Genomic DNA, 12759 nt, shown 5'->3' on the forward strand with positions numbered 1-12759 from the left:
TCCCTCAGGCGCGGCTGCGACCGGGGCGCGGGGCCTCGGGGGTGTAAAGCTGCATGGCGTTATGGCGTTCTTCCATCTCTGCCCGCTGGTTGGAAGGCACGGCGTCCAGCGGTGGCAGTCCCCCGTTCAGGGCGAACAGCATGATATCGCGGGCAATCGGCGCGGCCACGGTCGATCCGCCACCGCCATGTTCCACAACGACCGACACCGCATAGCGCGGCGCGTCATAGGGGGCATAGCAGACAAACAGCGCATGGTCGCGGCGTTCCCAAGGCAGCTGGTCGTTGGAAATGACGCCACGCGCGCGTTCTGCGGCGGTAATGTTTCGGACCTGACTGGTGCCGGTCTTGCCGACCATGCGCCATTCCTCACGCTCGATCCGGGCTTTGCGGGCTGTGCCGCGGGCGCTGTTCATCACCGCATCCATTCCCGCGCGCGCCACCTTCAACGAGGCTTCGCTGATATCCAGCGGGGGGAAATCCTCGGGCAGTTTCTTGACGCCGTCGATGGACCGGATCAGCTGCGGGTCGATCTGGCGACCAGAGGATATCCGCGCCGTCATCACCGCCAGCTGCAAGGGCGAGGCCAGCACATATCCCTGCCCGATCGAGGCGTTCAGGCTGTCGCCGATCTGCCATGCCTGACCATAACGCGCCTCTTTCCACGCGCGGTCGGGGGCGATGCCTTCTGAAACCGCCGACATCGGCAGGTCATGTTTGACCCCGATGCCCAGCTTGCGGGCCATAATCGCCATGCGGTCAATGCCGACGCGCTGCGCCAGTTCGTAAAAATAGACGTCGCAGCTTTCCTGCAGGCTTTTGACCGCATCGACGGACCCGTGGCCACCGCGGCTCCAGCAATGGAAACGACGACCACCCAATTCGGTATAGCCGGGACAGAAAAAGCGACTGCCGGAATTGATGACACCGGCTTCCAACCCCGCCAGCAGGGTCACCATCTTGAAAGTAGACCCCGGGGGATAGACCCCCTGAACGGTCTTATCGGCCAAGGGACGATGGTCGTGATCCATCAGCCCGCGGTAATCCTTGGTGGAAATCCCGCGCACGAATTTATTAGGGTCAAAACTGGGCGATGAACAGATCGAGACCAATTCCCCTGTCCGGCAATCAATGACGACAGCAGCGGCACTTTCCTGCCCCAGACGTTGGGCTGCATAATTCTGCAGGGCGGCATCAACGGTCAGTTGCACCGTCGCCCCCTGTTCACCTTCCTGACGCGACAGCTGGCGCATTTCGCGGCCCATGCTGTTCACTTCGACCCGACGGGCACCGGCTTTGCCGCGCAAAACCTCCTCCAACCGGCCCTCGACACCGATCTTGCCAAGCTGGAAATCCGGCAGGCGCAGAACGGGATCGGGGTCCTCGATACGCGACAGATCATAATCCGAAACAGGCCCGACATAGCCCATGACATGCGCCAGATCGCCCGCCCGCGGATAGGCCCGCGACAGCGCCGATTCCGGCGTCACACCCGGAAGCGAGGGCGCATTGACCGCAATTGTGCTGAATTCTTCCCACGTTAGGCGGTCAGCCAGCACAATCGTGGTGATCGCGCTGCGCTTGGAAAATTCGTCGCGCAATTCGGTCATCCGCGCATCGCTGATCGGGATCAGCTGGGCCAGACGCTGCAACACGGGTTCGACATCACCGCCCGCTTCTTCGCGGGTCAGGGTAACGCGGTAATTCTGCTCGTTTCCGGCCACGATCAGGCCGGTGCGGTCAAGGATCAGCCCGCGTGACGGTGGCAGCAGACGGATCTTGATCGAATTGCCGTCCGCCAGCGTCCGGTATTCCTCGGCGTGATCCAGCTGCATTGACCGCATTTTCAGCGCCAATGTCGTCACGGTGCCGATCTGGATCCCCGCCAGCAGCAGACCACGACGCGTGATCTTGCGATTGCTGTCCACGATTTCGCGTTGAGACTTTTTCATTCGCGGTCCCTTTTTACGTCCCCTCGCCATGCCCCACGCGGCGCAGGCCAATCAGCAAGCGCGCCACGAAGATGACAAGCGGATAGACCAGCACTGTCGCCAGATATTGCAGGATCACCTGACCAAGTGCCGGCACCGGCAGTATGAACAGGATCTGGACCAGACGGCTGCCCAGCAGCATCAAACCGATCAGGATGGTCACCCGCAGCCATTCAACCATAAATGGCTGGTCCCGCCAACGGTGCTCTCGAACTCGTGCGGCCTCGCTGCCCATCAGGACAAAGACGGCCCACAGACCAAGCGGACGCATCAGCAAGACATCCTCGACCAGAACGGCCAGAACGATGACGGGGGCAGACAGCTGGTCGGGGCGACGCAGCACCCATGCAAGGATCAGGGCCAGCAGCATATCAGGGCCGGGCCAGCCCATAATACCGCCCTTCAGTGGCAAAAGCCGCAGGAACAGCAACAGGGCTGCCGACAACAGAAAAACGAATGTGCCGGTCAGAAAGCTGCGGCTGGGCAATTGGATCATGGCGTGGTGCCGGGGTCCAGTGGATCGGTCGCCGATGCGGCGTCCACAGGACTTTCGGGCAGCATCGGCCCGATGAACCCTTCGGGACCACGGCGGATGACGGCACTGGTATCAACCACCGATTCTGCCGGATGGGACCGCAGAACGCGCAGGAATTCCAGCCGGCCATAATCAGCCGCCATACGCAGACGCATCCGGCCATCGGCACTCTGTGCCACCTGCCCGACCAGCAGGCCCGGCGGAAAGACCCCGCCATCCCCCGAGGTGACAATCCGGTCACCCGGACGGACGTTATCCCCTGATTCGATAAATTCCAGCACCGGCAGCGGGGTATTGTCCCCCGTGGCCAGTGCACGTTCACCAGTTGGCTGAACCACCACCGGAATGCGCGACGACGGATCTGTCAGCAGGATGACGCGGCTGGTGCGCTGCCCGACCCCTGCAATGCGGCCCACAAGCCCCAACCCGTCCATCGTAGCCCAACCTTCGATGATGCCATCGCGTGCACCGACATTCAGCAACACCGATTGGCGAAACGCCGAGCCGCTGTCCATGGTGACAACGCCCGTCACGCTGGTCAGCGCGGGATCAATGCGGACATTGTTCTGCGCCAACAGCTTGCTGTTTTCCTGTTCCAGCTGGACGGCGGCTTCTTTCCATGCGGACATGCGCTGCAATTCGCGGCGCAATTCCTGATTCTGTTCGTAAAGCCGCGAATAGCTTTGGAAACCCGCGACCATTTCGGACAAGCGGGTCACCGGCACCAGGGCCCATTCGAAACGCGGCACGATGCGGTCAATCATCGCGGTGCGCATCTGTTCGGCACGTGGACTGTCGATGCGCCAGAACAGGAACAACGCCAACAGCGCAAGCGCCATCAGCGTTATCAGGACGCGCCGGACCGGCGTCGCGAAATCTGGTCCCTTGCGGGCCATTCAGGATCAGCTGTCGTAGTCGATGACGTGGCGCAGCTGCTTCTCGAATTCGAGCGCTTTGCCGGTACCCAGTGCGACGCAGCTCATGGGCTGGTCGGCTAGGCTGATCGACAGGCCGGTCTGTTCGCGCAGCGCCAGATCCAGCTCGCCCAGCATCGCGCCACCACCGGTCAGCATCACACCGCGATCGACGATATCGGCGGCCAGATCCGGCGGGGTCGCTTCCAGCGCGACCATCACAGCCTCGCAGATGGCCTGAACCGGCTCGGTCAGGGCTTCGGCGATCATGGCCTGGCTGACCTCGATTTCCTTGGGAATGCCGTTCAACAGATCGCGACCACGGACCATCAGCGTCGCGCCACGGCCATCATCAGGCATGCGGGCAGTGCCGATGCTGGTCTTGATGCGTTCGGCGGTCGAATCACCGATCAGCATGTTTTGGTTGCGGCGCAGATAGTTGATGATCGATTCGTCCATCCGGTCGCCACCGATCCGGACCGAACGTGCATAGACCACATCGCCGAGCGACAAAACCGCAACCTCGGTGGTGCCGCCGCCGATATCGACGACCATGCTGCCGGTCGGTTCGGTGATCGGCATGCCTGCCCCGATGGCCGCTGCAATCGGTTCGGCAATCAGACCGGCCTTGCGCGCGCCTGCTGACAGAACCGACTGACGGATCGCCCGCTTTTCGACCGGCGTTGCGCCATGCGGCACACAGACGATGATTTTCGGCTTGGAAAATGTCGTGCGTTTGAACACTTTTTTGATGAAATGCTTGATCATCTGTTCGGCACTGTCGAAGTCGGCGATAACGCCTTCACGCATCGGGCGGATCGCCTCGATGCTGCCGGGCGTGCGGCCCAGCATCAGTTTCGCATCCTCACCCACGGCCAGAACCTGCCGTTTGCCGTCCTTGACGTGATAGGCCACGACGGACGGTTCGTTCAGGATGATACCCTTGCCCTTGACATAGATCAGCGTGTTCGCCGTCCCGAGGTCGATTGCGATGTCGGTCGAAAACAAACCACCGAATGCCATGCCCGTATCCTTTTCGCGCCGGTTGGCCCGGCCTGCCCTGCTTTGAAATCAGTCTTTCGGACTTATAATGCCCTGAATCGCCCCTGCAGGCGTGGCCCCGTATAGAACCCAGACCCGCAGGCGAAAAGCCCCGATACACGCAAAACGAGGTAATGGCGGCTTCTTGCGCGTGATGTGATGGTCCGGACCCGCAATAGGTCCGGACCGGTTAATCAATGTGAATACATGCTGATCTGCTTGGCGTCGCTGCCCTGCGCGGTCATCGCACGGCGAAGGATCAGGCGGTTCAGCGCGCCGACATAGGCTTTGACAGACGCCAGAATCGTGTCCGTATCGGCGGCCTGACCGGTGACGATGCGGCCCTCTTCCTCCATCCGGACGCTGACGGTGGCCTGCGCGTCTGTGCCTTCGGTCACAGCATGCACCTGATACAGCTGCAGCCGCGCGTCATGCGGAAAGATCTGCTGGACGGCCTTGAAGCAGGCATCGACCGGACCGTCACCGCTTGTTTCGGCCTGTTTTTCAACACCATCGACCACCATCGTCAGCTGGGCGGACTGCCCGTCGCTGCCGCAGATGACGCGCAGATGCTTGACCTGAAGATGGTCATCCTGGGTGTTGGCAGCCGCATCCAGAACCAGCGCAATGATGTCTTCGTCAAAGACCTCTTTCTTGCGGTCGGCCAGCGCCTTGAAGCGGACGAAAATATCCTTCAGCTGGTTGTCGCCAACCTCGTATCCCAGATCCGCCAGCTTGGCGCGCAGGGCGGCGCGGCCCGAATGCTTGCCCATGGCGATGTTGTTTTCGTTCAGACCGATATCGGCGGGGCGCATGATTTCAAACGTCTCGACGTTTTTCAGCACGCCATCCTGATGGATGCCCGATTCGTGCAGAAACGCGTTCTTGCCGACGATCGCCTTGTTGAACTGCACCGGAAACCCGGAAACCGAGGCCACGCGCCGCGAGATTCCCATGATTTTCGTTGTATCGATGCCTGTCTGGAAGGGCATGATGTCGTTGCGCACCCGCATCGCCATCACCACCTCTTCCAGTGCCGTATTACCGGCGCGTTCGCCCAGACCGTTGATGGTGCATTCGATCTGGCGGGCGCCCGCCTCGACCGCGGCCAGCGAATTCGCGGTCGCCATGCCAAGATCGTTGTGACAATGCGTGGCGAAGATGATGTCGTCCGCGCCGGGAACGCGTTCCAGCAGCATACGGATCAGCTCGGCGCTTTCACGCGGGGCGGTATAGCCGACGGTGTCGGGGATGTTGATCGTCGTGGCACCTGCCTTGATGGCAATTTCGACAACGCGGCACAGATAGTCATGTTCGGTGCGCGTGGCATCCATCGGTGACCATTGCACATCCTCGCACAGGTTGCGGGCGTGGCTGACGGTCTGATGGATGCGGTCTGCCATCTGGTCCATGTCCAGATTGGGAATGGCGCGGTGCAGCGGCGAGGTGCCGATAAACGTGTGGATACGCGGGCGTTTGGCGTGCTTCACAGCTTCCCAGCAGCGGTCGATGTCGGGCAGCTGGGCGCGGGCGAGGCCGCAGATCACGGATGTCTTGGCCTGCGCCGAAATCGCGGAAACAGCGGCGAAATCACCTTCAGAAGCAATGGGGAAGCCGGCCTCGATCACATCGACGCCCATTTCATCCAGCATGCCCGCGATTTCCAGCTTTTCGGCATGGGACATTGTGGCACCGGGTGACTGTTCGCCGTCACGCAGGGTGGTGTCGAAAATCACGACGCGGTTTTTATCGGTCATTTGTTCTGTCTTTCTTACGGCCCGTATCGGGCTTCATGCGTGTCTTGGGATAAACCCGGACCATGACCTGACTGAGCGGCGGCCCGGACGACCCGCTCAGCGCAGCGTAAGACGCAACAAACCACGGAGATTCACGGCCGACAGCGCCCCGTAGGGCGTTGAAATTGCAGTGGCGATATGGCGCATCCGTGTCATGGGCCGAATATGCAGCCCCTGCCCCCGGTTGAAAAGTCAAAAATTCGCCAATCGACCGGAAACCCGCGAAAAACCCTGCCCATCACACGGGCAGAATGCCCGTCACGAATGCGCCACAATATGTATCGCTACATTTTCTCTGGCCCAAACACAAAGCTGTGCCTATCCTTTCAGCACCAATACAAAAAACAAAACCAACAGATGAGGGTAAGATGTCACGCAAATTAGTCGTCGGTTTCGACGGCAGCGATGCCTCCCTGCGGGCGCTGGATTTCGCCATTACCCGGGCCCAGACCCAAAGCGACAGCCTGCTGATCGCCCATGTCCTTGAATGGTCACCCTATAGCTTTTTGACCCCGAGCGAACTGGAAGACCGTCACCGTCGCCGCAAGGAAGAACTGCAGCGTGCGGAAACCTCGGTGATGGGGCCCGTGATGAAACGGATGGAGATCGCCAATATCCCGTTCGAAACCACCATGCGTTACGGCCATATCGCCGAAACCCTGTGTCGCGTCGCAAAAGAGGAGGTCGCCGCCATGATCTTTATCGGGCGGATGGGCAATTCCGGTTTCGCCAGCCGCATTTTCGGCTCGGTCGCGGCAACTCTGGCGCAGGTCGCACCTGTGCCGGTCGTCATTGTTCCCTGAACCTCAGCGCGCGTAAGCAATAAGGACTGAAGATTATGAAGACATCGACACAAGCGCTGATGTCGGCAGCCACGGGGGCCATGTTGGCCACAGGGCCAGCCGCAGCGCAGGGCATCGACGAAACCATCAATACCGTTTTTGCCAATTCGACGGGCTGGTTCGTCAGCCTGATCTTTGCCAACTTCCCGGGAACGACCTTCCCGTGGATCGTCGGCTGGCTGGTGATCGGAGCGATCATTTTCACCATCTATTTCGGCTTTGTTCAGTTCCGCGCCTTCGGTCATTCGATCGCATTAGTGCGCGGCGATTATTCCGACCCTAATGACGCGGGCGAGGTCAGCCATTTTCAGGCACTGACCACCGCATTGTCGGGCACTGTCGGTCTGGGCAATATCGCAGGCGTTGCCGTTGCCATCGGCATCGGCGGGCCGGGCGCAACCTTCTGGATGATCCTTGCAGGTCTTCTGGGAATGGCGACCAAATTCACCGAATGTACGCTTGGCGTGAAATACCGCAACGAATACGCGGATGGCACGGTTTCCGGCGGACCGATGTATTACATGACCAAAGGGTTCGCGGAACGCAGCCTGCCGGGGGGAAAATTCCTTGCTGTTCTATTCGCGATCTTCTGTATTCTCGGGTCGTTCGGCGGCGGGAATATGTTCCAGTCCAATCAGGCACATGCGCAGATCATCAACGTCGTTGGTGACTATCCGGGCTGGATTACCGGTGTCGTCATGGCGGTCATCGTGTTTCTGGTCATCGTCGGCGGTCTGAAATCCATCGCCAGCGTGACCGAGAAAATCGTCCCCTTTATGGCCGCGCTTTACGTTGGCACGGCGTTGATCATCATTTTGATGAACTTCAACATGATCGGCACGGCCTTCGGCCAGATCTTTGCCGGTGCATTCACCAATGACGGTGTCGTCGGCGGTGCTATCGGCGCGTTGATCCAGGGCTTCCGCCGCGCTGCGTTCTCGAACGAGGCTGGCGTCGGTTCGGCCGCCATCGCGCATAGTGCGGTCCGCACCAAGGAACCTGTCACCGAAGGCTTTGTATCGCTGTTGGAACCCTTTATCGATACGGTCGTCATCTGCACCATGACGGCTTTGGTAATCATCATCACCGGACAGCTGGTCACCGACCCTGCAACCGGAATGTTCTTGTTGAACGAGGCGGGCGACGCAATCCAGACCGTGGATGGCAATTCCGGCGTGGCACTGACCTCGGCTGCGTTCAGCAGTTCTTTTGGCTGGTTCCGCTATATTCTGGTGGTTGCGGTGGTTCTGTTCGCCTTCTCAACCATGATCTCGTGGAGCTATTATGGCCTGAAGGCGTGGACCTTCCTGTTTGGCGAAGGCCAGACCAAAGAGCTGGTCTTCAAGATCATCTTCTGCCTGTTTGTCGTCATCGGCGCGTCCGCCGGTCTGGGTCCGGTCATCGACTTTTCCGATGCGGCGATCTTTGCCATGGCAGTCGTGAACATCCTTGCGCTGTATATGCTGATGCCCGTCGTGAAGGCCGAGATGACCCGCTATCTGGAGCGTTTGAAAACCGGCAAGATCCGCAAGTTCGAATAGGCCATTGGGTCTTTTGCCATAAGCCGCCGAAGGGCGGGCGCATCACGCGCCTGCCCTTTTTCCATTCCGCCGGACCGTCGCGCACATAAAAATGGCCCGATCAGGGATCGGGCCATCGCGCCATATCTTGGTAAAAACAGGCTGTCAGTCTTTGCGGGGGATCAACTGTTGCACCGCCCCTGCCAGCAGTAACCAGACCGATGTCGCAACCAGCCCCCAGATCGCCCAGCTTGAGGGATGAAATCCGACCCAGGCCGCACGTCCTGCGAACAGCACCCAAAGGATGGCGACAGGCAATGAAATCGCACGCCAGCGTTCGGTCCGTACCGGGTGGATGAATTTGATGTTGGTGAACATCGCGATGCTCAGGATCAGAACGATGGCCAGACTGACGGTCCAATGTGGCTGGACCGCGAATAGCACCAGCACCACCATGTTCCAGCAACCCGGAAAACCGGCAAACGAATTGTCTTTGGTCTTCATCCGCGTATCCGCGAAATAGACCACACTGCCGAAAACAATCACGATATTGGCGACCCAGCCCATCCAGCCCGCCAGCAGCCCCGATTGGAACAGCGCGAAGGCAGGAATGAACACATAGGTCAGATAGTCGATAATCAGATCCATCAGGACGCCATCATAGGCGGCCCAATTCTTCTTGACGTCATAACGACGTGCCAATGGCCCGTCGATTCCGTCGACAACAAAGGCGGCCACCAGCCATAAAAACATGATGGCCCAATCGGCATTGGCCGCCGCCAGCATCGCCAGCATGGACAGGACAGCGCCGGTGGCGGTCAAAAGATGGACGGACAAAGCTTTGTGTTCAATCTGCATCCGCAGGTTCTCGCAGGTTGATGCAATCCGTGCAACCGAGGAAGAATCATCAGCGCAGGATCGGTGGTCCCTTGGGCTTGGGTGGCACAATAACCGGTTCCGGCGGCGTTAGATCGAAAATCAGTGCACCAGAGGGGGTTACCGCCTCAGCAAAGGTAATATCGACGCCACCGGGTTGGGGCGGCAGGAAGGCAAGCGCCTCGGACAGGGCTTTTGCGATGGCGGGCTGACGTTCGACCGGTGCCCCCGAAATCAGCAGAAGATGCGCCGCAGGGCCGTTTTCACCTGCAACCCCCACCAGCGCCGCACCTGCAATCAACCCGCGCATATCGGCCAGCCGGTCGGCAAGTGCAGGGGCCAGTTCGTCAACCACCGCCGCATCCGGTGTCACAAGACGCATCCGCGCCTCATCCTGTTCGGGGCTGTTTTCCAAGGCACCCGTCAGCCAGTCCAGCATCGACGCATCCAGCATCATTTCGGATGGCGCACCGGGATTGACCAGCACTCCGGCCCCGTCAGCTTTCAGCAAGGATGCCAGCACCCGTCCGGGCAAGGCGGCATAGGCAACGGCATGGCCAAAGAAATCGGCCAGACGGTCTTCGGAATCACAGGCCAGTGCCATGCGGGCGCCCTCCAGATCGAACAGCTTCAGTTCGACTTGATCGTGCAGAGGTTCTTTCACCAAGGCGACAGAAAGTTCGGTATCAGCCAGACGCGACAGCATGCGGGCGCGTTGCGGCGCATCGGCGTCGTGGAACGGAACAATAGCTAGATCATCCAAAGCGGTCATGTTGCGGCCTTTATGAATGCGGGTTGCCCTGCCCTAATCGCAGCGACGCGACGGGACAAGCCCATGACACTGTCATAGGCGATTGCGTCTTCGGCGAAAATTCGCCCATATTGTGCAGATGAAACGTCGCGACCTGATCATGACCGCCGCCCTTGCCCCGCTTCTGGCCGCACCCCGTGTGGCGCAGGCAGGACTTCTGCCCATTATCGAGGAAGCCGCCAGCCTTGACCCGCTGCGTAGCGTTGCCATGTGGTGTGACGACGAAAGCGGCGGGCAAGAGATCGCAGCACAGGGTTTTCATGGCGCGACACCCGACACGCCAACGAATATCAAATCGGCATCGAAATCCATCATCTCGGCGATGGTCGGCATTGCGATCGGACACGGCCTGCTGGAAGGGACCGATCAACCCATTGCCCCCTTGCTGCGCCCCGACCTGCCCGCAGATCCCGACCCGCGCCTGATGCAGATCACCCTTGGCCAGTTGCTGTCGATGCAGGCAGGGCTGGAACGCCAGTCGGGCCCGAACTATGGCCGTTGGGTCAGCAGTGGCAATTGGGTCAAAGCGGCATTGGCGGCACCCTTCACCCAGGACCCCGGCGGCACGATGCAATATTCGACCGCATCGTCCCATCTGGTGGCAGCGATCCTGACCCGCGTGACGGGCAGACCCTTGCTGGATGTGGCGCGCGACTGGCTGGGACAGATACCGGGGTTCCGCATCACCGGCTGGGACCGCGACCCGCAAGGCATCTATATGGGCGGGAACCAGATGGCGATGACCACACGGTCACTTTTGGCCTTTGGCGCGACCTATGCCCGTCAGGGGCAGGCGGCAGGCCGTCAGGTCATTCCGAAATCATGGATCCACGACAGCTGGCAAAGACAGACCACATCGGTCTTTACCGGTCAGGCATATGGTTATGGCTGGTTTCTGGGGCGAATCGGTGGACGTCCAATGCGCTGCGGCTGGGGATATGGCGGGCAGATGATCTATGTCTTCCCCGCAACCTTCACCCATCCGGCCATGGCCATCGCAATTACATCCAATCCGGACCAGCCTTCATCCCATAACGGATACAGGATCGAATTGAACCGGCTTGCCGACAGGATGGTGCGCGCCGTCTGATCCGGCGCGCCACCCGTTTAGTCGATAAAGTCGCCAGCCTGGAAGTTTCCAAGGTTGCCCAGCAGCTGTCCGATCAGCGACACCTCGATCACGCTGCCTTCTGTCACACGGCGCGACAGCGACACGACACGACCGCGTTCCAGTCCGAAACGTTCGACATTGCTGACAACACCCGTCGGCGTGAAAGAGATGGCAACAACCTGCCGCTCGATCTCTTTCGAGGGGGCGGGACCGTAACGCCGCCAGCGCGATCCGACGTAATACCAACCCGATCCCGTCAGCAGACCCTGCGCCGAGGGGCGCCCGATCAGGGTGGACAGATCATCCATCGTCGTCTGGCCGACAACAATTTGTGCCAGATCGATATCGGGCGGGACATAGCCGTGGTTGCGATAGACCGGGGCACAGGCTGCAAGCCCGAGAATGGCAATGAACGCCAGTGTCATCAGACTTCTGATGGCAGTCATGGGCAAGGTTCCCTTCCTGGGGCGGTTGACGCGGCCCGCCCTGCCTAGCAAACTCGGGCACCCTGCTCAAGAATATCAATCGGCTGGCGGGTTCAGGACAATCCGATGTCCGCCTCTGCCATCCGCCGCATCCGCACACGAACCCCCGAGGCCCCTATGATCGCCCCCGAATCGCATCCGCAGCGCCTGCGCGTCGCGCATCTGAACCCGAACGCGGCAAACCCTTTTCACCTGAAGCCTGGTGAACAGCCCCGTCTGGATATCGCGGACGAACTGGGACTGGACGGCCTGACGCGGCTGGACTTTCAGGGCAATATTCGTGGCGAAGGCCGCGATGGCTGGGTTTTGATCGCAAAATTGCAGGCGCGTGTGACGCAGCCCTGCGTTGTTTCATTGAAACCCGTGCGTACGGATATCGCCGAAGATGTCCGCATCCGCTTTACGCCCCACATGCCGAAGGTCGAAAGCGAAGAGACCGAAATGCTGGATGAGACGTTAGAGCCTTTGGGCAGTTTCATCGACCTGACCGCCCTGATGGTCGAGGCGCTCAGCCTTGCCCTGCCCGAATATCCGCGGGCCGAAGGGGCGCAGTTGACGACGGGCGCACAAGATAGTGATGACGCACCCGCATCCGACACACGCCGCCCCTTTGCAGGACTAGAGGGCCTTTTGCGCGACAGCAAACGCGAATCCTGACACCTATAGCCCGGCGCGATACCTGTGAATCGGTCTTATCATGGTGCCTGTTTGCAGCATCGCGCCGAATATCGGGTCATTTCGCCCGCAAATACGCCCAATTCGGCCTTGCCAGTGACCACGAGGGCTTGCGGGCAGGGCTTTGATGCCGTATCTGCGCGGTTCATTTACGAATTCAAAT

General features: G+C 60.2%; 12 protein-coding genes. 4 read left to right on the forward strand and 8 right to left on the reverse strand.

Translation table 11 applies throughout. The annotated features are described in order from the left end of the window. Positions 1–4: 4 nt before the first annotated feature. From mrdA to DWB67_RS11615, 5 genes are all read right to left on the reverse strand, one after another. Entirely contained in the window at positions 5–1951 is a 1947-nt protein-coding gene (mrdA, locus tag DWB67_RS11595) for a penicillin-binding protein 2 (protein WP_119807708.1), read from the reverse strand. A gap of 13 nt (positions 1952–1964) precedes the next feature. Then, positions 1965–2486 (reverse strand): rod shape-determining protein MreD, encoded by a 522-nt coding sequence (locus DWB67_RS11600; protein ID WP_119807709.1) that lies wholly within the window; start codon positions 2484–2486, stop codon positions 1965–1967. After that, a complete protein-coding gene (gene mreC, locus DWB67_RS11605) occupies positions 2483–3421 on the reverse strand; it encodes a rod shape-determining protein MreC (protein WP_119807710.1) in 939 nt (312 codons plus the stop codon). The genes DWB67_RS11600 and mreC overlap by 4 nt, the downstream gene beginning before the upstream one ends. Positions 3422–3427: 6 nt before the next feature. Beyond that, entirely contained in the window at positions 3428–4462 is a 1035-nt protein-coding gene (locus DWB67_RS11610) for a rod shape-determining protein (RefSeq protein ID WP_072296401.1), read from the reverse strand. Between the two features lie 212 nt (positions 4463–4674). Next, positions 4675–6237 (reverse strand): 2-isopropylmalate synthase, encoded by a 1563-nt coding sequence (locus DWB67_RS11615; RefSeq protein ID WP_119807711.1) that lies wholly within the window; start codon positions 6235–6237, stop codon positions 4675–4677. Positions 6238–6644: 407 nt separating this feature from the next. On the opposite strand from DWB67_RS11615, the gene DWB67_RS11620 reads away from it, so the two are divergent. Next, entirely contained in the window at positions 6645–7079 is a 435-nt protein-coding gene (locus DWB67_RS11620) for a universal stress protein (protein ID WP_119807712.1), read from the forward strand. Between the two features lie 35 nt (positions 7080–7114). Continuing rightward, on the forward strand, positions 7115–8659 hold the full coding sequence (locus DWB67_RS11625) for a sodium:alanine symporter family protein (protein WP_119807713.1): 1545 nt from the start codon (positions 7115–7117) through the stop codon (positions 8657–8659). A 144-nt stretch (positions 8660–8803) separates the two neighbouring features. Here DWB67_RS11625 and DWB67_RS11630 read toward each other — a convergent pair whose 3' ends face one another. Then, complete coding sequence (locus DWB67_RS11630; RefSeq protein ID WP_119807714.1) at positions 8804–9496, reverse strand: phosphatidylcholine/phosphatidylserine synthase; 693 nt, start codon at positions 9494–9496, stop codon at positions 8804–8806. Positions 9497–9545: 49 nt separating this feature from the next. After that, positions 9546–10286 carry an SseB family protein gene (locus DWB67_RS11635; RefSeq protein WP_119807715.1) on the reverse strand — a complete coding sequence of 247 codons (741 nt, stop codon included), beginning with the start codon at positions 10284–10286 and terminating at the stop codon, positions 9546–9548. Positions 10287–10404: 118 nt separating this feature from the next. Here DWB67_RS11635 and DWB67_RS11640 point away from each other — a divergent pair, with 118 nt between their 5' ends. Next, entirely contained in the window at positions 10405–11415 is a 1011-nt protein-coding gene (locus tag DWB67_RS11640) for a serine hydrolase (protein ID WP_119807798.1), read from the forward strand. A 17-nt stretch (positions 11416–11432) separates the two neighbouring features. On the opposite strand, the gene DWB67_RS11645 is transcribed toward DWB67_RS11640, so the two are convergent. Continuing rightward, the gene (locus DWB67_RS11645) at positions 11433–11882 is read right to left on the reverse strand and encodes an outer membrane protein assembly factor BamE (protein WP_119807716.1); all 450 of its coding nucleotides are present in this window, start codon (positions 11880–11882) and stop codon (positions 11433–11435) included. 105 nt (positions 11883–11987) lie between these two features. Between DWB67_RS11645 and DWB67_RS11650 the strand changes: the two genes are divergently transcribed. After that, positions 11988–12578, forward strand: a complete 591-nt coding sequence (locus tag DWB67_RS11650; RefSeq protein ID WP_255418660.1) for a DUF177 domain-containing protein — start codon at positions 11988–11990, stop codon at positions 12576–12578. Positions 12579–12759 lie beyond the last annotated feature (181 nt).

This window comes from Paracoccus sp. JM45 (genome assembly GCF_003590715.1).
Lineage (GTDB): Bacteria > Pseudomonadota > Alphaproteobacteria > Rhodobacterales > Rhodobacteraceae > Paracoccus.